This is a genomic window from Psychrobacillus psychrodurans (assembly GCF_050209195.1).
GTDB lineage: Bacteria > Bacillota > Bacilli > Bacillales_A > Planococcaceae > Psychrobacillus > Psychrobacillus psychrodurans.
This window is the reverse complement of sequence record NZ_CP189791.1, coordinates 112775-132109: the sequence shown is the minus strand read 5'-3', so window position 1 is coordinate 132109 and position 19335 is coordinate 112775. Positions and strand designations below refer to the sequence as shown.

The window sequence follows — 19335 nt, the reverse complement described above, 5'->3', positions numbered from 1 at the left end:
ATTTCATCATTCTAAATTAATAGTAAATTGTGGGTATTGCAAAATATTTAATGCACCTTAAATCTTACCGTGTTATGATAACAATCGGGAGGAGGATGTTAACATGTCTACAGAAACTTATCAACTCGCGGCCATTATTATTTATATGATCGCTATGTTAGCAATTGGCTGGTACTCTTACAAAAAGACTGCCAATTTAACGGATTACATGCTCGGCGGACGCTCACTAGGTCCTGCTGTTACTGCACTTAGTGCGGGAGCTGCAGATATGTCTGGTTGGTTACTAATGGGTTTACCTGGTGCAATTTACTTATCAGGTATGGGTGAAGCTTGGATTGCAATAGGCCTTACAATAGGTGCCTATCTTAACTGGCTTTATGTAGCACCAAGACTTCGTGTATATACAGAAGTATCAAGCAATTCTATTACAATTCCTAGTTATTTAGAAAGTCGTTTAAAGCAATCATCTCGTTTATTACGTGTAGCATCTGGTTTAATTATTTTACTATTTTTCACGTTTTATGTATCCTCTGGAATGGTAGCAGGAGGAGTTTTCTTTGAAAGCTCATTCGGTTTAGACTATCATACAGGACTTTTAGTTGTATCTGCAGTAGTTGTAGCTTATACATTATTTGGAGGATTCCTTGCTGTTAGTTATACAGATTTCCTTCAAGGGCTGCTTATGTTCCTTGCATTAATATGTGTACCGATCTTTGGTGTATTTATGACTGGTGGAATTGGTGAAACAGTGGAATCTATTAAAGCTGTGAACCCAACTCATTTAAGTTTAATCGCTGGTACTACAGCTGCCGGTATTATTTCCTCTATAGCTTGGGGACTTGGTTACTTTGGTCAGCCACATATTATCGTTCGCTTTATGGCTATTAGTTCTGTTAAAGAAACTAAACAAGCTCGTAGAATCGGTATTGGTTGGATGATTTTAAGTCTTGTAGGTGCAATTTCAACAGCACTAGTAGGGGTTGCGTATTACCAACAAAATCCGGATTTAGAACTATCAAGTCCTGAGGCAATATTCATCGCACTAGGACAAGTTGTTTTCCATCCATTTATAGCTGGTTTAGTATTAGCTGCAGTTTTAGCTGCTATTATGAGTACAATTTCTTCTCAGTTAATCGTTACTTCTTCCGCATTAATAGAAGATTTATACAAAGCAATTATTAAAACAGATGCATCTGACAGAACGTACGTCAACTATGGTCGTATCGCTGTATTAGTTGTTTCCATTGCAGCTGCAATTCTTGCTTGGGAACAAAATGAAACAATCTTAGGTCTTGTAGCATTTGCATGGGCAGGCTTTGGTGCAGCATTTGGTCCAGTTATCTTACTAACACTTTACTGGAGAAAAATTACTTCAGCTGGTGCATTAGCAAGTATGGTCGTAGGTGCTGTAGTTGTTGTAGTCTGGGGTACAAATGATGCACTTTCTGGAGCATTATATGAAATCGTCCCTGGTTTTGTACTTGCATTAATCGTTGCGGTTGTAGTCAGCTTAATGACATACAAGCCGAATGCGGAGATTGAAAAAGAATTTGATGAAACATTACGTTTGTTGAAGTCGAGTAAAGAATAAGTTAATCAACATCAAAAGCCAGTAATAGTGCGAATTTGTAAAAGTCACCAACACAATGTAGTTCAATGAATACTTAGTGTTTGGTATTCAAATGGTATTCAATAACTGGGCAAGGGTAATTATTTTATATGTATGCAGCATCTCTATTTTAGAGGTGCTGTTTTTTATATTGATGTTTAAATTTTACTATCCACAGATAGCCACTTATCAATAGCATCTAAATCAAAAATCAGTACTCGACTACTAACACGAATATAAGGAATTTCATTTGTTCTAATTAATTTATCAACTGTGGATCTACTCATTGGACAATTGATTGATTGAAGATATTCTAGTAAAGCTCCTACAGTTCGGATTCTTCTCATGGATTACACCCCCGTTAATATAAGTAGTACTATGATAAAACCGCCTGTCAACGTAGTTTATTTTTGATTACCACTCGTCCATTATTTCTTGCATTACCTTTAAGCTCGGTTCATAGAACCAAAATCGTTTTCCTTTTTCTTTGCGACGTTCTAATAATTTCATTCGAGAATCATGTAGAAATTCTTGTTCATGAAATGTTCTGCTCATACAAGTTCTTTTAGCTATTTCTATAATGTCCCAAGTGAATAAAGTTTGTCGCAAAGATTCATCTAATTTTTCATTAATGTAGTTTCGAATTTCATCTTGCTCCACATTAACTTCTATATTTATCAATTTTCATCACCTCCTATACTAATAATTCTAGTTTGTGTAATATTTTTCCTCTTGGAAATGTTGGACGTTTACCAGCTTTCAATTGAGCGATAGACAATCCCTTGGTAAATTGCAAATGAGGATAGTCTCTAAAACTTGTCCAATCTCCACCCCACTCAAATCCCATAGATTTAGCGATAGCTCCTACCCGTTTCCATTTATCATTGACCGTCCACAATGATTGATTACCGTCGTCACTAACTAAAAAATAATCGATAGCTAGACCATAATTGTGAACGGACGTACCAGGTTTAGCTTTTGATACGATAGATCCACTAGAACCATATTTTTTATTGTTCCAAGTATACGAAGGTCTACCTTGACCATAGATATAGGCTTGTTCCTCATTTGAACGGAATCCAGATGATATTTGAACTAATATACCCTCGTTATAACATCGAGTGAGTAACTCTACAGTGTATTCTTTTAAAGAAGGATGAACATCTCCTAAACGTTTAACAGAACGATCTACAAGAATTTTTTAATGATACAGTCATATTATTTCACCTCTTTAGGTTTGTCATATCGCATTACCTGTTGAGAATCCGAATGACTTCGAGTCGTCGGATCTGTAACAGCATTATATCCTGCATAAATCATAGTCCCCAGTAAAACTGGATTTGAATATGCTTGCACAAATAAATCACCTAATGTCGCCCAAGTAGTAATGTCGGCAAGACTTAAACCTGTGTAAATTAATACTGGCGACAGTATTGCAGACACTAATTGAAATAAAAATACAGGGTTCTTAAAACGTACTTTCCAGTTGATTTTCATTGTGTTTCCTCCTTAGTGTCTGTTTCTTTCTTTAGTATTTCACTTTGTAAAATTTCATTTTCCTTAAGCAATGTAAGTTTATCCAAACGAGCCAATTCAGGATGGCGATCAATACTTATTTCTTTTCCAGTAGGCGCCTTATGAAGTTTTTCTAAAGCATTATAAAGGATTGGTGGAATAGGTAACCCGATTTGTGCGGTATTCTCCAATATCGATATGCATTCATTGACAATGAAAAAACTTGTCACTCCAAGAATTACAAGCCCCTTGCTGTCTTGTCCTGCAGACAAAGCTACATATTCTACAGCTCCAGCCATACCTATAAGGACGAATATGGCTACTTTTTTTATAACACCAGACATTCCCACCATACTGTTCCAACTCTCGGTCATAAAAGACCTCATGACACCTGTTACCATATCTAATAACATTAGAAAAACGAGTACCACAATGGCCTCGTTTACGATTTGTAGCATATACATACCGAAGCTTGCAATTAATGCTCCAATAGATTTAAATCCAGTTATCTGCAAACGTGTCACCTGCTTTCTCTCCTTCCATCATCCTCAGTCCCCCTTCAGATTATGGATAAATAAATAAAAGAGCACCCAATTGGATGCCCTTCAGTGTTGATTATTTTTTAACCATAGATAATATTTTATCTAAAACCTCTATTTTGAATGAAGCATGAGGAACTATTTGTGCTATTTCTCCTTTATATGGGTCACTATGGTTATATGCTGAAACTGTCACTCCACTATTATGCCTCAAGTAATTCATATCCACTTGATCATTTTCAAGTTCGGTGCAAATAGTACGATAAACTACATTTCTTTGCTCAACACTATCAAAACTGTATGATAAGTGTTTGCTCTGTTCACCATCTGCATATTCAATGTTAATCTGATACTCTACTCTCATAGCAGTCACTCCCCTTTTATTCACAATTCGACAAAAGAGGAAGGGAATCCTGCCTAGATATTTAACAATCGTTACGACACATAATGTTCCTAATGCTTAGTAACAATAGCTTTGCCTCAGTGAGACATTTACCGTTGACACTTACCCTCAAGCTGATTATCATTTTTAGGTCCAATGTAAAGCATTATTTACAACTCGAAGTCAAAGAAAAAAAAGAGGGTAGCTATTGCTACTCTCTTTAGTCAGATTACCCTATATTTTCAATACTCATTACTTTAACAAAATGCAAGAAAGTTATTCTAAGCTTGAAGCATATTTTTTTAATGCTTCTTCTCTAATAGAATCTTGTTGAGCCATTCTTGACAATACTTCTTTTGCATAATCAGATTTTGCTTTTTGTAAAGAATTCTTTAAAACGCTAGTTTCATCTTGTAAAGGAACTTTCCCATAATTAACACCCGTCACTAGATAATATGGATCTGTTTCCGATTGTCTTAAAAACAATAAATATTCATTATCTGTTTTCATCAATTCATATCCAGCAATATTATAAGTTACATCCTCTTTTTCATTATATGCTTCATTTTCCAGAATTGTAATTTCTGTTCCTGGGGTAACCGAATTTCCACTTATAACTTTCTCAATTGAAAAATTAGACAGAGTATAAGCTATATCAATTCGACCTTCTTGACTATATTTAATTGTCGGCTCTTCTTGCTTAACCTTTTTACCAATAACAATAATATCTGTTTGACTTTCAACAGTATTTAAATCAGGAAATTCATCCATTTTTGCATCTAAGATTAAGTTCCCATCAAATAAATGATCTGCCATACCATTATCAAATTGTTCATCACTATTAGCCGATTTTTCCTCCTTGTTATCAAAAATTAAAAATCCAACTAAAAAAACACATAACACCCCTGTTATAGCAAGTATTTTTTTCACAATCATGCACCACCTTTTCTATATTTATATACATAATCAATATTTAGCATTAATTCCTGCTTTATCGTCAGATAATGGAGCTGCTATATTATTAAATCCAAATTCTCTCATTACTGCATTGGCATCATTTACAGTTTGAGTATGACGCAAACCAATTGCATGACCAACTTCATGAACTACCGTTTCATTTCTGACAGCAGGAGAAGCATTTTTAAATAATCTATAATAACGAATATCACTTTCACGACTAGTATTATAATAACAAACTCCATAGGTTCCATTGTCCGTATCAACAAATCCTTGATAAATATTTACGGTACCACTGCCAGTATATTCTGAAAGAAATACTTTACCACCCGTATAAGTCCATTTTTCAGCATTCTTAAGATGAGGCAAATAAGCATTAGCTGAAGATAAATTCGTATATTGAGGGTTATAGCCAACGTTTTGATTATTAAGCACGTATGCTTTTGAATTTGTAGGATAAGTTATTATCATTGCTAATACTAAACAACAAAAAAACAGCAAACTTTTTTTCATGTAATCATCCTCCTATCTTTCCAATTTATGTATCTACTTAAAATGTAACCTCATAACCATATTGAGCAAAAGCAGATGGAGCTCCTAAGGAAAACAGTAGTACTGATATTAGTAGTAAACTTGAGAACTTTTTTTCATCGATTAGTTTTCTCCTGTATACTTTTTTGGTCGGCCAACCACCTAAATCATAACACTGTAAACTATCACAATCTATTAAATCAAGTTGTGAAAGTTACTAATAAAAACTATCTTTAAAAGGCATTTTACTTAAACAACTTTCATTTAAAACATGAAATAATAAAGAAGTAAATAAATTTTGAATTGAAGGGATAAAGTGTAAAGAATTTCTCCCCCCAATACTGCTGTCACAAAAATAACGCTAGCTTATGCTGAGTTTTATGTTACGAAGACATAAATAGAGCACCCAAATGGATGCTCCTACTTTTGTTTATTTAATTTTCTTACTCTCTTGGGTAACGACTAATGTCAGTATTAATACGACGCACATTGCAAGTATGTTTATGATAAGATAAATTTTATTCACCAGCAAAAACAAATCTATTTGTGCTATCAAAAAAGTTATTAAGCTCGTAAAAGCAATCACAATGGTAGCTTCTGTGAGTTTGCTTTGTAGTTTTTTATCTTGCGCATAACCAATAGATAATGCGCCAACACCAACAGAGATAGCAACATTTAACTGCGCTAAGGATACTAAGACACCTTTCAATTCTTCTTCAGGAATTGAAAATGCTACATAGATTCCTAACGCCACCATTACCACAACAAGGAATATAAAAATAAATTTGTTTTCTCTCATAAAAAAACTTCCTCTCCGTATTCTATGATATATACGGCAAGAGAATAGAAAAGTTTCATAATTCGACAATAAAAATAACGCTAGCTTTAAGCTGCGTTTTCATCTGCATCTAATAAAGTTTGTACGTCTGATTTCCAACGTGTTGGTACATTTTCAATCGTCCATTGTGGAGGATTTGCAGTTATGAGATTGTAGTAAATTTTAGCCATTATACTTCACCTCCTGTTACTAACATTGCTAATTCAGCTATGGCAACTTGGGTCTCCATCTTATCCTGCTCTGCAGACATGCCTAATTCTGCGACAGCTATCATTAATTCATTCAATTGATCTTCTATGGGGTTAGTTGGAGGTAATGCGTAGTCCGCTAATATTTTGTTAATATGATTTTGCGCCGATTCTTCCATTGTTGCTCCCGGATAAGGAATATTATTTGCCGGTTGTTCAATCCAAGGGACTCCATTATTAAATATAACGTACCCCACTTCTTTATGAGGAATTATCACCAGACGAAAAAACCATGCTGATATTTAATTTATTAAGTATTAGAGCGGTTAGAGAAAGTAAAAAAAATAACTAAGCACTCTCCCTTAATTGCCCTTGCCCGGACATATAAGGAGAGAAACAAAATGACTACTATAAAAAAATACACAAAAAAAGACGGATCTACCGCCTTCATGTTTAATGTCTATCTTGGTACAGATCCTCTTACTGGTAAACCTAAACGTACAACAAGACGTGGATTTTCTTCTATGAAAGAAGCGAAATTAACCCTAGCTAGGCTAGAACTAGATATTGAGGCAAATGGCTTTAAATCGAATGAAAAGATGACTTTTATAGAGGTCTATGAATTGTGGTTAGAGAACTATAGGCATACTGTGAAACTTTCGACCGTTAATACGACAGTAAATATGTTTAAAGTGGCCATACTTCCTAAGTTCGGTTCTCTTTCTATTGAAAAGATTAATACGACTTACTGTCAAAAGGTCATTAATGGATGGTCCAAGCATTATGTTAATTTCAGAACGTATTCGAGTTATGTAAAAATGGTGTTGGATCACGCAACTGTTCTAAAAATCATAGATGATAATCCAATGCGAAAAATTATCAAGCCTAAACCAGTAACAAAAGTGGACAAGGAAGAACAATTGGAGAATTTTTACGATAAGCAACAATTAGAACATTTCTTGAATACCATTAAAAAAAATGAAAACATGAAAGTATATGTTCTATTTAGATTGCTTGCTTTCACTGGAGGAAGAAAAGGTGAGGTACTAGCTTTAACGTGGGATGATATTGATTTCAAAGAAAAGACAATTCGCTTTAATAAAACACTTGCAGCAACTGAAGATTCATTAAAATACCTTCAGACTCCTAAAACTGCTCAGTCTAAACGTGTTATAAGTGTGGATGACAAAACGTTAGCAACACTTGATAAGTGGCGGAAAATGCAAACTAAATTACTTTTGACGTATGGAATTAATACATCCTTTAATCCTAATCAACCTGTTTTAACTTCCACAGATAAAAGATCTACAAACGGTTATCACGTGACCACATATCCCAACCAACAACTAAAAACTTTGATAAAGAAATATGAATTTCCGCACATTACTATCCATGGATTTAGACATACTCATGCTTCTCTTCTATTTGAAGCTGGAGCAAGTATAAAAGATGTGCAAGATCGCATTGGCCATACTGATATAAAAACGACCATGAATGTGTATACGCATGTTACTCAAAAGATGAAAGATAACACTGCTGAGAAGTTCGCTAAATACATCAATTTTTGATATTTGGTATTCAGTCCATTGTGGAATCTTCAATAAACATTACTGAAATTGAGTTATATCAAGGGTTTTGAATGTTATTATCACACTTGAAAAATTCTATTCGATGAAACATTACGTTTGTTGAAAAAAGATCGTTAATATGTTTATTTAAAAGCTGGCCGAATCTTTGGTCAGCTTTTTTTGCTCGAAAATTGATTAAGAAAGAATATCTAAAAAGACAATAGCCAGTTACTAAAGTTATATAACCTATATGTCCTATATGACACTTGTCATACTTATGACTTGACGTTTATGCCTACTACTAATTTTCGATTTTCCTTATTATTAAGATAATAATTCTTAATAGGAGGAATACAATGAGCAGAGAAAAAACGCTTGAATTACGTAAAAATGTAAAGCCTTTTGAAAACTCGGAGTTAAAAAAGAGTATTGTCCAACTAATTAACACTATTCCACCATTTTTTATTCTATGGTTTTTAGCATATATAAGTTTAGATGTATCTGTTTGGCTAACCGTTGCTTTATCTGTTATCGCTGCTGGGTTTGTCGTTCGTATTTTTATTATCTTTCATGATTGTACACATGGATCTTTCTTTAAAAATAAAAAAGCCAATGATATTACTGGAACAATTACAGGAATCATTACGCTCTTCGCTTATGAAAAATGGAAACGTGAGCATAATATCCACCATGCTACTAGTGGAAATTTAGATAAACGTGGAGTCGGCGATATTTGGATGATGACTGTTGAAGAATATATTGAAGCATCTCCAATGAAGCGACTTTCTTATCGACTATATAGAAATCCTATTGTTATGTTCGGTTTAGGACCGGCGTTACTTTTCTTAGTTAGCAATCGTATTAACCGTAAAGGTGCTCGTGGCAAAGAACGTAACAATACGTATCTCATTAATATTTCAGTAATTGTTATTTATGCATTAATGATTTGGTTAATTGGATGGCAGGCATTTGCGATCATTCAAGGAACTATACTTTTCGTTGCTGGTTCATTAGGAATTTGGTTATTTTATGTTCAGCATCAATTTGAGGATTCTTATTTCGAAGATGAGTCCGAATGGGATTATGTAAAAGCTGCTATAGAGGGAAGTTCTTATTACAAGTTACCTAAGATTTTACAATGGGTAACTGGAAATATTGGATTCCACCATGTGCACCATCTAAGTCCACGTGTTCCTAACTATAACTTAGAAAAAGCTCATGATTCTACACCTCCTTTACACAAGGCTACTACAATTAACTTACGTAAGAGTTTGGAGTCTATCCATTTCCGACTATTCGATGAAGACAATAAGAGTTTTGTGAACTTTAAACAGATAAAACACTTATTAAATAATTCTAATCGAGCTGTAAAGTTAGATTCAAAAAACTCAACCTTTGAAAGTAAGTAAAATTCTGCAAAAACCATTCCCAGAATTACCTAGGAATGGTTTTTGCATTATAATGGAGAAAAGTTTAACTAGAAGAGGTGAGATAATTGCCCAAATGGTATCAAATATTTCCCAAATATCCTTGGTTAAGTATTTATGCTTGGATTGTTTTTTGTATCTTTCCATTCTTTTTTATATTTAGATCTACGGGTCCAGTAGAGATAGTTATAGGGTTAGCACTGACGTTATTATTTTTTATTTCCTACCGACTATCTTTTTCTACTAAAGGCTGGTTATTATATTTTTTCGTTGCTTTAGAAATCTCCATCAGTGTTTGGATGACTTATTTATATGGTTACATATACTTCTCCATTTTCTTATCCTTTTTCATTGGGAATATAAAAAGACGATTGAGCTTCTTTGTTATTTATAGTATTCATTTAGTAGCAACTATTGCGGCTGTTATTATAGGTTTTTTCATCCAAACCGACTTATTTCTCTCTCATTTACCTTTTCTAATAGTTTGTTTAATCGGAGTTATTCTGTTGCCCTTTAATACATATACACGAAATCAGCGTGAAGCACTGGAAGGTCAATTAGAAGAAGCGCAAATCAAAATTTCTCAGTATACTATAGTTGAGGAAAGAGAGCGAATTGCACGAGATTTGCATGACACACTTGGACAAAAGCTCTCCCTTATCGGGCTGAAAAGTGATTTGGCCAGCCGATTGATTGAAAAGAACCCTGAAGCTGCTAAAACTGAAATATTGGATATAAACCAGACGGCACGTTCAGTCTTAAAAGAAGTTCGAGAACTCGTAACAAATATGCGTGGAACAAAACTGGAAGAGGAATTATTCCGGATCAATCAAATCCTAAATGCCGCGCAAATAAAGTGCACCGTTACTGGCTCATCTAAATTAGTGAAGACACCTCTACTAGTAGAAAATGTTCTCAGTATGTGTTTAAAAGAAGCAGTAAATAATGTAGTAAAGCATAGTGGCGCTACTTCCTGCTCAATATCCATTAAACAATCGGCGAAGGAAACATTGCTAAAGGTATATGACAATGGTAAAGGATTAGAAGAGAAAAAAAGTCTGTCAAAGGGACATGGTCTTCTAGGTATTAAAGAACGACTAGAATTTGTGAATGGGACATTAGATATTCATTCAAAAAACGGTACTACATTGAATATACGTGTTCCTAACGTTATACAACAACCCAGTCAGGAGGAATAATAGACATGATACGAATTGTCATTGCAGAAGATCAGCGAATGGTACTAGGTGCTCTTGGATCGCTACTCGATCTAGAAGAGGATATGAAAGTTGTTGGAAAAGCAAATAATGGTGAAGAAGTATTGAAACTAATTGAACAATTACAACCAGACGTTTGTATTATGGATATTGAGATGCCTATCAAAACTGGATTGGATGCAGCGGAGGAACTAAAAGAAAATGATTGTAAAGTGATTATCTTAACCACATTCGCAAGGTCTGGTTATTTTGAACGTGCACGTAAAGCGGGCGTTAATGGATACTTATTGAAGGATAGCCCAAGTGAAGAGCTAGCAAATTCTATTCGTGTAATCATGGATGGTCGTCGAATATATGCTCCTGAGCTTGTTGACATGGCTTACGAAGAGGAAAATCCACTTACAGACCGCGAAAGTCAGGTGCTGGGGTTAATCGCAAATGGAAAAAACACTAAAGAAATTGCCAGTGAGCTGTTTATCACAACTGGTACTGTCCGCAACTATATCTCCGTCATTTTAGATAAACTAGACGTTGGAAATCGAATAGAAGCTATTTCTAGATTTAAAGAAAAAGGATGGTTTAAATAATAATGGTACAAGCTTAAAGCAAATTGCTTTGAGCTTTTTTTATTTTGGACTAAACTTTTTGCCAACTCGCAGGGTATATATAGTGAAAGGAGTGAAAAAGCGTACATGAATGATGACATCTTAGAAGGAATTATAAATGGCAGTCGTGATGCTTTTAAACAGTTCTATGATACGTATGAAAATTACGCGATTCGAACAGCAAAAGCAATTACTAGAAATGATGAACATGCAAAGGATGCCGTGCAAGAAACTTTTATAAGAGTATATCGCAATATATCTTCCTATAATTCCAATTTATCATTTGATGCATGGTTTTATCGCATTTTAGTAAATGAGTGTTATCGTATCATAAATAAAGAGAAAAAGACCCCCTCAGTGGATACTTCTACAATGGAAGATAATGAACTACTGACTGAGCATTCGAAAGAGAATCTGTCGGACTTGTATAGCGTGATTCAAAATATGGCTGACTTATATCGTATTCCTATATTACTGAAATATATAAAAGGCTTTTCGGAAAAAGAAATTGCTGCTATTTTAAATTTGAATCATAATACTGTGAAATCCAGGCTATTTAATGGGAGAAACTTGTTAAAGACTCAATTAGAGATGATAGAAATGGAGGGAAGCCAATAATGGATCAATTAGATAAGCGAGTAAAAAAAGAGATCTTTGATCATACGGAGGAAACTTCTTCTACATTAAAGGATGAAATTTGGAACCATATAGATCAAGAGCTTTTCCAATCGAAAAGCAGAAGGGATAAAAAAGTGAAAAAGAAATCGAAGGTAATTCCAATTGTTATTGCTGCAGCTGCTGGTGTAATGATTTTGTTTAGCACACAAACGGAATCAGGCAGTGCTTTTATTAAACAAATTAAAGATATATTCATTCCAGAAAAAGAGATTATTCAAAGTATCGAAGGAAGCGAAGAAGAAACAGATGTAAACCTGCAGGAAGGAAAAGATTCCGAGTACATTATTTATATCGATGAAGAGCGTTATAAGCTTGTGAAAGGCGAAGAATCTGATGTTATCACAACAAAAGAACCACTAGAAGAAAGGTATCCAGAAGTATCAATGGAAATAAAACAATATAAGGACGTTTCCCCTGATACAATGATATCTACTCTAAAAACAGAGCTTGCTTCAGAATATACTAAAGTTACGGCAGAATCTGTTACAGAACCATTAGATGGCTTTAAATTACACGGCATTAGCGGATCGGAATGGGATAGCCCTGTTACAAACGTATATGTTATTGATAACTTAAATGGCGGGAGCTTTATCATTACGGAGAAATACTTTTTAGAGGCAGCAGAAGGCCATGGTGCAAGATTCTACGCTATGCTGCAAGAGTTTGAAATAATAGAGTAAGTTTAGATTTCCTCTTCCAGGGTAAATAAAAAGTAGAGTTAATAAATTTGGAGGAGGAATATACATGAGTGGATTATCCGACAAAGTAAAGGGTGCAGTGAACAAAACTAAAGGAGAAGCAAAAGACCAATTTGGTAATGCAACCGACGATCATAAATTGCAAGCAGAGGGTAAAATAGATAAATTAAAAGGTGAAGTTCAAAAAGAAGTTGGAGAATTAAAAGATCGCCACGACCGTAAAAAAGATCATTGATAAAAGCAGGACCGCTGACAATATACTCTATTCAGCGGTCTTTTTATTTACAAGCTTTTTAAGGTTACCACAACGATTTCTGGTGAGTTGAATATTCTTACAGGAATAGCACTATTCCCTAGTCCTCTACTTACAATCATATGTGTAGTATTTTCGCTGTACATTCCCGCTGTATAGCTCGGGAATAGACCCTGTCCTGGTGCAACTAGCCCTCCTAGACCTGGAAGTCGAAACTGTCCTCCATGTGCATGTCCAGAAAAAACAACATCCATTTTGTAATCAACGTAATCTTGAAAGGTCTCTGGCCGATGGGATAGCACGAGAGTGAATAAATCACTCTCCTCAAATTGACTTAAAGCCTCATTCACTAGAATCCCATTAAGAGGATCTTCAATACCAATGATACGAATATCTTCCCCTTTATGCTCAATTATTTGTTCCTCATTAGAAAGTACATTTACCCCTAGTTCAGTTAATGAATTCTTTATATTCTCGATATCATTAGTAGCGATTTCATGATTTCCCGTCACATAATAGATGGGAGCAAGATCCACAATCTGTCTTACCAATTCTAAACTTTGTTCTAAGTTATATCGGTTACTATCTATAAGGTCTCCAGTTATAAAAATAAGGTCCGGGTCTGTTTTCTTTACTTTCTTTACTAGTTTTTCCTGATTATCTCCGAAAGTTGCATCATGTAAGTCAGAAATTTGCAGTATCTTTACTCCATCGAAACTAGTAGGAACTCTATGCGACTCTACGCTAATTTCAGTAGTCTGAATCCAACTATTGCTTATGTACAGTAGAATGATGACCGCTACGATAAACATTAAAAATTTCTTCATTTATTTTCTCCTAATATTGTGGACTCATGATTCCTACTCGGTAGCCAATATGTTCATTATTCAATAGCTCATTTACAGTGAATAAAGCGGTATCTCCTGTTGTGGTTTGAATCGCTTCTGTTGGCAACTTATCTCTCAGTACAATATATTCTTCTGTTGCGGCTCCAGATGGTAAATATGTCGGACAAACAATTGTCCAATCCAGTGAACTAGCTTTTAATGATTCAAACACTTTATGGTGTTCTTTCGCAGCTGTTGTAGATTTACGCTTAGATTCAGGTGATTGATATCTTAGAAAACCTGGTTCTTCTCTACTATCCAATATTCCTGCAGTACCAATTGTAATAATTCGCTTTAGTTGCTGCTTATGCATAATAGAAATTATATGTGTGATGGAATCTGTTAATACACTTGTTTTATCGGTGCCGAGTGCACTTATAACTGCATCCACTCCTGCAAGGGTTTCTATTATATCCTCAATATTTCTTGCATCGCCTTGTAGGACGGTTAAACCATCCTGAGGTTGCACTCTTTCAGGATTTCTTACTAATGAGGTAACTTTTATATTTTTTTCTAATAATAACGTGAGAATAGCATTTCCCACACGTCCGGTTGCTCCAAAGAGTGCTACTTTCATCTATGCCATCTCCTTTTTTATGTATCTTTCTTACTTCAGGTGCTAGCCTCTCGAGACGCTTCAGACAAACTGTCAAGGCAGAGGGCACCTTCCGCTTTTCTTAGTATAACATCAAAAAGAGCATTCCTTCTTATACGAAGGAACACTCTTTTATGTCGAACTATGTTATTTCCCAGGAAATAATTAATAATTATTGAAAGATAAAATAAATGCCAATACTGCTCCATAAAAAATAATCATAAGTCCGATACCAATTGCCATCCAAATAAGTGAAGCTCGTGCATAATTACGTCTTGGATCAGGATTCCCAAATCCCCAGATGAACAGCATAACAAGATTGACGATTGGTATGATTAGTATAAGCATTGTTATTAACCAATCTCCAACGGACATGTCTTTACTAGTTTTTTCATGGTTCTCATAGCCCTGTTCTTGCACTTTCTCTAAAGAATCCATTATATCCCCCCTTTTCAACTTTCGTTAGGCACTTTAGTGTCTACATTAATATTATGACAGTTTCTAAGAAAAAGACTACCCCATAAGAATTATTCTATCTTCAGTAAACTCATAGGAGTTACAATCCCTATTAATTTATCGCTGGATTTACCATCTTCTGTAATAAGAAGTGCTTCTAAACGTCTGCCCTTCACTACAGATGACTTAAAGATCTCTACAGCCTCGAAAACGGATGCCTCTGCTTGTATAAAACGATGATTATCTCTAGTACTTTCATGTGCTAGTATTTCCGATAACATCGTTCTTTTTCTCGAAAAGGATTCTGAATCCACTTTTCTAGCCATCCACATAGTAATGCCTACCGGGGTAACAAGTCCTTTAAATGTTTTCCCACTGTATACAGGAAATTGATTGTACTTTTTATCTTTTATAACCTTTAGTGCGTAACTAAGGGAATCTGTCTCTTGAAAAATCGTCACATTTGTCTGGAACATTTGAGCAACTGTAATCGGTTTAGCTAATGCGCTTTCGATTTCTTCCATTTTTGTCACAACTTCATCATGAGGTTCAGCAATAGCAAATTCTAAAGATGTACGATGATGTATTATGGCGTTTCTTAAGTCCCCATACTCCCGTAAATCTGCTTCATATCTTCTAATAATTGCGTTTTTCTTTTTAGCAAAATCAATTAAACGAAAAAATGCCATATGCTCATTTGTACCAATCAGATCCTTCATCAATTGGTCTAGTCGGTTGTAGGATACAATAAATCGATCAGAATTACGAGCCACCATCTAAATCACTACCCATCATTATATTTTTGCTTTAGCTACATTTCTCTTAGCTATATATATGGCTCCTACTATTAACAATACAACCATCAGTATTGTTACAGATAAACTCCATAAATACGGTGTTTTGTCAAAACTTCCAGTTAAAATTTGCCCTGCATACATTGGTAACTTCCAAGGTGAAATGGTCCAGTAAGCACCAAGCAGACCATCCACTAATTGCAGGATTACCAACCAAAAAATTGATATAACAGAAGCAATTCCTGTAGGAAAAGCCGCACTGGCACAAATAACAACACTAATAGCAAATAATAACCAGATGCTATACGTTCCTAAGAATCCAATAAACGCAACTGCATCTACTGCTCCATACAAAATATACGTATAATAGACATTTGCTAAAAGACCAATACATGCGCTTCCAATAATTAAGATACACATAATGGCTAGCTTACTAAACACATAACTAGTATAAGCAATCGGTCTTACATATAACATAGTTGCTGTTCCATTTCTGCGTTCTCTAGCAATGATTCCTGCAAATCCAAACGCTACAATTAACATCCCTATAAATTGATACTGACCAATTGTTGACATAATTATTTGTTCAGGTGTGTAATCTGGCAATGGAAACACCATATCACTTGGCATATTTCCAACAGCATTTAAAATTTGTGGTAAATAATGATACATTAATGGTTCGGAAATACCGAATAAGATAAATACAAGTGGTATCCAAAGAATCTTAAAGTTTCGTACATTTTCACGCCACTCTTTTTGAAATAGTATAGAGAAATTATTCATGCTTATTCACCACCTGTAAAAATATTTCTTCTAAGCTAGCTGATGCTCGCTCTACCCTTGATAATCGTAGGTTACTATTAGCAAGTACTTGTAATACCTCATTCATCAGTGGTTTGTTTTCCAAAAGATGAATAAAAACAATCTCATTCTCCTGTCTAGCAGGCCATGGAGCGATTTCGATAAACTTTGCTGCTTCCTCCGAATCCGAAAAAAGAATTTTAAATAATGGATTTGCATACTTGTCTCTTACTTCCTTTAACGATCCTTGCTCTACTAATTGCCCTTTTCTTAAAAATAACAACTGATCAGTCATTTCCTCTGCATCATTTAAAATATGGGTAGAATATAAAATGGTTGTATGCTCTTGTAGTTCTTTTAATAAATTCAAAACTTCTCGTCTTCCCACTGGATCCAAGGCAGAAACAGGCTCATCAAGTAAAAGTAACCCTGGTTTATGCACAATTGCTTGGGCTAAACCTAATCGTTGTTTCATCCCACCAGAGAATGTTCCTGTTTTTTTATTTTTAGCATCGCCTAAGCCAACAAAGTCTAATGTTCTTACTGCTTGTGATTTAGTGAATTTTCCATCTAGTCCACTTAACTTTGCTACCATTTCAATAAATTCAAGTGCTGTTAACCACGAAAAAAATTGAGGATATTGTGGTAAGAATCCTATCTCTTTTCGACTATCTCCTTTTAAGTCCCCATCAATCACTACTGTTCCACTTGTTTGTCTTAATAGTCCGGCTAGTATAGACAGAGTAGTCGTCTTTCCGGCACCGTTTGGTCCAATTAAAGCGGTTGCAGTATTTTTATTTAGTGAAAAAGTAATTTGATCTACTGCTTTTTCATTCCCGTAATCCTTTGTTAGCCCCTGAACATGAAGTAATGTTTTCATTCATTTCGTCTCCCAACTATAAAATAAATAACAGGTCCAATGATACTGATTAAAATAATAATAATCGCCCACATCCACTTTGATCCATTGGTATTCTTTACGCGTAACAGATCTATCAGTGCTACCACGACTAATAATAATTGAATTATTAGTACAGGTAAGATGAGCAACCAAGGTACAGAATCCCATTCCATCGTTATTCCCCCTCTCTTTTTCTATTCTACTACATATAGAACAGAAAAGTTTCAAATATTTTCAAATCTTTCTATTATTATTTACCCTCTACTGTCTTTAAGTACTTTAAGAGTCGCTATGGTATAATGAAAAGTTGGAAGGTGAATATATAATGGAAGTATTGATTAGAAAAGCTTACAAAGAAGATGCAACCGAAGCTATCCCACTTATAATGGAGGCTATCGGAGACATCTCGAGGCAGATGACTGGAGAAACAGAAAAAACTGCCATATACAATGAATTTATACAACTATTTACACGTACGGATAATCGACACTCTTATTTAAATACGTATATTGCAGAAATGAATGGACGTGTCGCGGGGGTATTGGTATTTTATACTGCCGAGCAGGCAATTATCCTAGATGCAAATTTAGAAGCATACCTTTCTAATAAAAAAGGTACTGCTGTTACAATAGACCCAGAAACTGCACCTGGAGAATGGTATATCGATACAGTTGTAGTTGACCCGACATATCGTGGACATGGTATAGGTACAACATTATTGAGCTACGCAGAGCAATTAGTGAAAGATTCTGGGGGCGGGAAACTATCCTTGAATGTGGAGCTTGAAAAAGATGCTGCTATCCGCTTGTATAATCGTTTAGGATTTGTTACCCTATGTCCTTGGACAATTATTGGTGAGCCTTTTCATCATATGGTGAAAACCGTTTTCGCAGATTAAAGGAGAAATTTTTATGAAATTATGGATTTATCCCCTAATGGTTGTGTTTGCAGCAAGCAGTTATGGGACTTTATCAACTATGGTTAAACTAGCAATCGGAGATGGCTACACGGCTTCGGAAGCGATTTCTAGTCAATATATCGTTGGATTTCTTTTAGCATTAGTAATATATTTACTAACTCAACGAAAACTGCCCCGTTTATATGGAGGCTTTAAAATTATTTTATTGGCAGGTGTGTTTACTGCTACGACGGGAATCGTTTATGGTATGTCACTTATATACCTGCCCGCTTCCCTTGCAGTTGTTATGCTATTCCAATTTACATGGATTGGAACGCTAATCGATTGTATTATTAGAAAAAGACTTCCATCTAGAGCAGAGACGATTTCTCTTATTATCTTATTTTTAGGTACTATCTTAGCTGCTGGAATACTGGATGTCGACTTAAGTGGAATTGACTGGAGAGGCTGGGTTTATGGTTTTGCTGCTGCTGTTTCATTCTCCTTGAATATGAATGTTAACACAAAGCAAGTCAAAGGCATGAATACAACAACTCGTTTATTATTTGTTTCCTTTATAGCAGCGCTAATGATTTCCTTCTTCCAAAGTCCGGAAATTATGTGGAATGGAAAACTATTTACGGAGCCATTACTGTTTTATGGACTAGCCCTTGGATTACTAGGTATCATCATCCCAATTTACTTCTTTGTTATTGCAGTACCTAAAGTGGGAGGCGCGGTTTCTTCTATATTAAGTGCCATGGAGTTACCAGTGGCTGTAATCGTTTCAGTACTTGTGTTAAGCGAGGCATTATCATGGCTACAGATTTTAGGAATAGTCGTGATTTTAGTTGGTATGTGTATTCCAACATTAGCCACTATTTCGAAAAACAAAAAGCGACAAACCGCTTTATAAGCGTAAACAAAAAGGGCCTAAATTCATATGCGAATTGGTGCTGCACCCCAAAAGTTAGAGTAAAAAAATCTAACTTTTGGGG

The 19335-nt window shown here is 35.1% G+C and carries 28 protein-coding genes; 10 read left to right on the top strand and 18 right to left on the bottom strand.

Going from position 1 to position 19335, the window contains the following annotated elements; all coding sequences use genetic code 11:
* Positions 1-103 precede the first annotated feature (103 nt).
* Positions 104-1591, top strand: a complete 1488-nt coding sequence (gene putP / locus ACQCPR_RS00700; protein ID WP_340878710.1) for a sodium/proline symporter PutP — start codon at positions 104-106, stop codon at positions 1589-1591.
* Between the two features lie 176 nt (positions 1592-1767).
* Here putP and ACQCPR_RS00695 read toward each other — a convergent pair whose 3' ends face one another.
* The 11 genes from ACQCPR_RS00695 to ACQCPR_RS00645 form a co-directional block, all read right to left on the bottom strand.
* Positions 1768-1956 (bottom strand): hypothetical protein, encoded by a 189-nt coding sequence (locus ACQCPR_RS00695; protein ID WP_340878709.1) that lies wholly within the window; start codon positions 1954-1956, stop codon positions 1768-1770.
* A gap of 67 nt (positions 1957-2023) precedes the next feature.
* Positions 2024-2290, bottom strand: a complete 267-nt coding sequence (locus ACQCPR_RS00690; protein WP_340878708.1) for a hypothetical protein — start codon at positions 2288-2290, stop codon at positions 2024-2026.
* 13 nt (positions 2291-2303) lie between these two features.
* The gene (locus ACQCPR_RS00685; RefSeq protein ID WP_340880778.1) at positions 2304-2807 is read right to left on the bottom strand and encodes a M15 family metallopeptidase; all 504 of its coding nucleotides are present in this window, start codon (positions 2805-2807) and stop codon (positions 2304-2306) included.
* 20 nt (positions 2808-2827) lie between these two features.
* Positions 2828-3106 carry a phage holin gene (locus ACQCPR_RS00680; protein WP_340878707.1) on the bottom strand — a complete coding sequence of 93 codons (279 nt, stop codon included), beginning with the start codon at positions 3104-3106 and terminating at the stop codon, positions 2828-2830.
* A complete protein-coding gene (locus ACQCPR_RS00675) occupies positions 3103-3648 on the bottom strand; it encodes a phage holin family protein (protein ID WP_340878706.1) in 546 nt (181 codons plus the stop codon). The genes ACQCPR_RS00680 and ACQCPR_RS00675 overlap by 4 nt, the downstream gene beginning before the upstream one ends.
* A gap of 91 nt (positions 3649-3739) precedes the next feature.
* Complete coding sequence (locus ACQCPR_RS00670; RefSeq protein ID WP_340878705.1) at positions 3740-4027, bottom strand: hypothetical protein; 288 nt, start codon at positions 4025-4027, stop codon at positions 3740-3742.
* 294 nt (positions 4028-4321) lie between these two features.
* The gene (locus tag ACQCPR_RS00665; RefSeq protein ID WP_340878704.1) at positions 4322-4975 is read right to left on the bottom strand and encodes a hypothetical protein; all 654 of its coding nucleotides are present in this window, start codon (positions 4973-4975) and stop codon (positions 4322-4324) included.
* 36 nt (positions 4976-5011) lie between these two features.
* A complete protein-coding gene (locus ACQCPR_RS00660; protein WP_340878703.1) occupies positions 5012-5515 on the bottom strand; it encodes a zinc-dependent metalloprotease family protein in 504 nt (167 codons plus the stop codon).
* 448 nt (positions 5516-5963) lie between these two features.
* The gene (locus tag ACQCPR_RS00655) at positions 5964-6332 is read right to left on the bottom strand and encodes a hypothetical protein (protein WP_340878702.1); all 369 of its coding nucleotides are present in this window, start codon (positions 6330-6332) and stop codon (positions 5964-5966) included.
* Between the two features lie 86 nt (positions 6333-6418).
* Positions 6419-6541: a CD1375 family protein gene (locus ACQCPR_RS00650; protein WP_340878701.1), complete on the bottom strand. Its 123-nt coding sequence runs from the start codon at positions 6539-6541 to the stop codon at positions 6419-6421.
* The gene (locus tag ACQCPR_RS00645; RefSeq protein ID WP_340928214.1) at positions 6541-6837 is read right to left on the bottom strand and encodes a hypothetical protein; all 297 of its coding nucleotides are present in this window, start codon (positions 6835-6837) and stop codon (positions 6541-6543) included. Before ACQCPR_RS00645 ends, ACQCPR_RS00650 begins: the two co-directional genes overlap by 1 nt.
* 123 nt (positions 6838-6960) lie before the next feature.
* On the opposite strand from ACQCPR_RS00645, the gene ACQCPR_RS00640 reads away from it, so the two are divergent.
* From ACQCPR_RS00640 to ACQCPR_RS00610, 7 genes are all read left to right on the top strand, one after another.
* Positions 6961-8127 (top strand): tyrosine-type recombinase/integrase, encoded by a 1167-nt coding sequence (locus ACQCPR_RS00640; RefSeq protein ID WP_340878699.1) that lies wholly within the window; start codon positions 6961-6963, stop codon positions 8125-8127.
* 356 nt (positions 8128-8483) lie between these two features.
* Positions 8484-9536, top strand: coding sequence for a fatty acid desaturase (locus tag ACQCPR_RS00635; protein WP_427137919.1), 1053 nt, complete (start codon positions 8484-8486; stop codon positions 9534-9536).
* An 86-nt stretch (positions 9537-9622) separates the two neighbouring features.
* Positions 9623-10753 carry a sensor histidine kinase gene (locus ACQCPR_RS00630; RefSeq protein ID WP_427137918.1) on the top strand — a complete coding sequence of 377 codons (1131 nt, stop codon included), beginning with the start codon at positions 9623-9625 and terminating at the stop codon, positions 10751-10753.
* A 5-nt stretch (positions 10754-10758) separates the two neighbouring features.
* Complete coding sequence (locus tag ACQCPR_RS00625) at positions 10759-11358, top strand: response regulator (protein ID WP_427137917.1); 600 nt, start codon at positions 10759-10761, stop codon at positions 11356-11358.
* A gap of 105 nt (positions 11359-11463) precedes the next feature.
* The gene (locus ACQCPR_RS00620; protein ID WP_427137916.1) at positions 11464-11994 is read left to right on the top strand and encodes an RNA polymerase sigma factor; all 531 of its coding nucleotides are present in this window, start codon (positions 11464-11466) and stop codon (positions 11992-11994) included.
* The gene (locus ACQCPR_RS00615; RefSeq protein ID WP_427137915.1) at positions 11994-12734 is read left to right on the top strand and encodes a hypothetical protein; all 741 of its coding nucleotides are present in this window, start codon (positions 11994-11996) and stop codon (positions 12732-12734) included. The genes ACQCPR_RS00620 and ACQCPR_RS00615 overlap by 1 nt, the downstream gene beginning before the upstream one ends.
* Before the next feature lie 64 nt (positions 12735-12798).
* Entirely contained in the window at positions 12799-12987 is a 189-nt protein-coding gene (locus ACQCPR_RS00610; protein ID WP_090570570.1) for a CsbD family protein, read from the top strand.
* Positions 12988-13034: 47 nt separating this feature from the next.
* Here the strand turns inward: ACQCPR_RS00610 and ACQCPR_RS00605 are convergent, their stop codons facing one another.
* From ACQCPR_RS00605 to ACQCPR_RS00575, 7 genes are all read right to left on the bottom strand, one after another.
* Positions 13035-13832, bottom strand: a complete 798-nt coding sequence (locus tag ACQCPR_RS00605) for a metallophosphoesterase (RefSeq protein ID WP_427137914.1) — start codon at positions 13830-13832, stop codon at positions 13035-13037.
* A 10-nt stretch (positions 13833-13842) separates the two neighbouring features.
* Positions 13843-14469 carry an NAD(P)-dependent oxidoreductase gene (locus ACQCPR_RS00600; protein WP_427137913.1) on the bottom strand — a complete coding sequence of 209 codons (627 nt, stop codon included), beginning with the start codon at positions 14467-14469 and terminating at the stop codon, positions 13843-13845.
* 183 nt (positions 14470-14652) lie between these two features.
* The gene (locus ACQCPR_RS00595; protein WP_241600360.1) at positions 14653-14925 is read right to left on the bottom strand and encodes a hypothetical protein; all 273 of its coding nucleotides are present in this window, start codon (positions 14923-14925) and stop codon (positions 14653-14655) included.
* 89 nt (positions 14926-15014) lie between these two features.
* Complete coding sequence (locus ACQCPR_RS00590) at positions 15015-15719, bottom strand: CBS domain-containing protein (RefSeq protein WP_093495412.1); 705 nt, start codon at positions 15717-15719, stop codon at positions 15015-15017.
* 18 nt (positions 15720-15737) lie between these two features.
* Positions 15738-16520 carry an ABC transporter permease gene (locus ACQCPR_RS00585; protein WP_427137912.1) on the bottom strand — a complete coding sequence of 261 codons (783 nt, stop codon included), beginning with the start codon at positions 16518-16520 and terminating at the stop codon, positions 15738-15740.
* Complete coding sequence (locus tag ACQCPR_RS00580; RefSeq protein WP_090570556.1) at positions 16513-17418, bottom strand: ABC transporter ATP-binding protein; 906 nt, start codon at positions 17416-17418, stop codon at positions 16513-16515. Before ACQCPR_RS00580 ends, ACQCPR_RS00585 begins: the two co-directional genes overlap by 8 nt.
* On the bottom strand, positions 17415-17612 hold the full coding sequence (locus ACQCPR_RS00575) for a PLDc N-terminal domain-containing protein (protein WP_093495415.1): 198 nt from the start codon (positions 17610-17612) through the stop codon (positions 17415-17417). The genes ACQCPR_RS00580 and ACQCPR_RS00575 overlap by 4 nt, the downstream gene beginning before the upstream one ends.
* Before the next feature lie 152 nt (positions 17613-17764).
* On the opposite strand from ACQCPR_RS00575, the gene ACQCPR_RS00570 reads away from it, so the two are divergent.
* Both ACQCPR_RS00570 and ACQCPR_RS00565 read left to right on the top strand, forming a co-directional pair.
* Positions 17765-18337, top strand: coding sequence for a GNAT family N-acetyltransferase (locus ACQCPR_RS00570; protein ID WP_427137911.1), 573 nt, complete (start codon positions 17765-17767; stop codon positions 18335-18337).
* 13 nt (positions 18338-18350) lie between these two features.
* A complete protein-coding gene (locus ACQCPR_RS00565) occupies positions 18351-19253 on the top strand; it encodes an EamA family transporter (protein WP_427137910.1) in 903 nt (300 codons plus the stop codon).
* Positions 19254-19335 lie beyond the last annotated feature (82 nt).

What these genes read in the sequence shown, in the direction of transcription:
- putP (WP_340878710.1), top strand. Translation starts at nt 104, where the DNA reads ATGTCTACAGAAACTTATCAACTCGCGGCCATTATTATTTATATGATC.
- ACQCPR_RS00695 (WP_340878709.1), bottom strand. Translation starts at nt 1,956, where the DNA reads ATGAGAAGAATCCGAACTGTAGGAGCTTTACTAGAATATCTTCAATCA.
- ACQCPR_RS00680 (WP_340878707.1), bottom strand. Translation starts at nt 3,106, where the DNA reads ATGAAAATCAACTGGAAAGTACGTTTTAAGAACCCTGTATTTTTATTT.
- ACQCPR_RS00670 (WP_340878705.1), bottom strand. Translation starts at nt 4,027, where the DNA reads ATGAGAGTAGAGTATCAGATTAACATTGAATATGCAGATGGTGAACAG.
- ACQCPR_RS00660 (WP_340878703.1), bottom strand. Translation starts at nt 5,515, where the DNA reads ATGAAAAAAAGTTTGCTGTTTTTTTGTTGTTTAGTATTAGCAATGATA.
- ACQCPR_RS00655 (WP_340878702.1), bottom strand. Translation starts at nt 6,332, where the DNA reads ATGAGAGAAAACAAATTTATTTTTATATTCCTTGTTGTGGTAATGGTG.
- ACQCPR_RS00650 (WP_340878701.1), bottom strand. Translation starts at nt 6,541, where the DNA reads ATGGCTAAAATTTACTACAATCTCATAACTGCAAATCCTCCACAATGG.
- ACQCPR_RS00640 (WP_340878699.1), top strand. Translation starts at nt 6,961, where the DNA reads ATGACTACTATAAAAAAATACACAAAAAAAGACGGATCTACCGCCTTC.
- ACQCPR_RS00635 (WP_427137919.1), top strand. Translation starts at nt 8,484, where the DNA reads ATGAGCAGAGAAAAAACGCTTGAATTACGTAAAAATGTAAAGCCTTTT.
- ACQCPR_RS00625 (WP_427137917.1), top strand. Translation starts at nt 10,759, where the DNA reads ATGATACGAATTGTCATTGCAGAAGATCAGCGAATGGTACTAGGTGCT.
- ACQCPR_RS00620 (WP_427137916.1), top strand. Translation starts at nt 11,464, where the DNA reads ATGAATGATGACATCTTAGAAGGAATTATAAATGGCAGTCGTGATGCT.
- ACQCPR_RS00615 (WP_427137915.1), top strand. Translation starts at nt 11,994, where the DNA reads ATGGATCAATTAGATAAGCGAGTAAAAAAAGAGATCTTTGATCATACG.
- ACQCPR_RS00610 (WP_090570570.1), top strand. Translation starts at nt 12,799, where the DNA reads ATGAGTGGATTATCCGACAAAGTAAAGGGTGCAGTGAACAAAACTAAA.
- ACQCPR_RS00605 (WP_427137914.1), bottom strand. Translation starts at nt 13,832, where the DNA reads ATGAAGAAATTTTTAATGTTTATCGTAGCGGTCATCATTCTACTGTAC.
- ACQCPR_RS00600 (WP_427137913.1), bottom strand. Translation starts at nt 14,469, where the DNA reads ATGAAAGTAGCACTCTTTGGAGCAACCGGACGTGTGGGAAATGCTATT.
- ACQCPR_RS00595 (WP_241600360.1), bottom strand. Translation starts at nt 14,925, where the DNA reads ATGGATTCTTTAGAGAAAGTGCAAGAACAGGGCTATGAGAACCATGAA.
- ACQCPR_RS00590 (WP_093495412.1), bottom strand. Translation starts at nt 15,719, where the DNA reads ATGGTGGCTCGTAATTCTGATCGATTTATTGTATCCTACAACCGACTA.
- ACQCPR_RS00585 (WP_427137912.1), bottom strand. Translation starts at nt 16,520, where the DNA reads ATGAATAATTTCTCTATACTATTTCAAAAAGAGTGGCGTGAAAATGTA.
- ACQCPR_RS00580 (WP_090570556.1), bottom strand. Translation starts at nt 17,418, where the DNA reads ATGAAAACATTACTTCATGTTCAGGGGCTAACAAAGGATTACGGGAAT.
- ACQCPR_RS00575 (WP_093495415.1), bottom strand. Translation starts at nt 17,612, where the DNA reads ATGGAATGGGATTCTGTACCTTGGTTGCTCATCTTACCTGTACTAATA.
- ACQCPR_RS00570 (WP_427137911.1), top strand. Translation starts at nt 17,765, where the DNA reads ATGGAAGTATTGATTAGAAAAGCTTACAAAGAAGATGCAACCGAAGCT.
- ACQCPR_RS00565 (WP_427137910.1), top strand. Translation starts at nt 18,351, where the DNA reads ATGAAATTATGGATTTATCCCCTAATGGTTGTGTTTGCAGCAAGCAGT.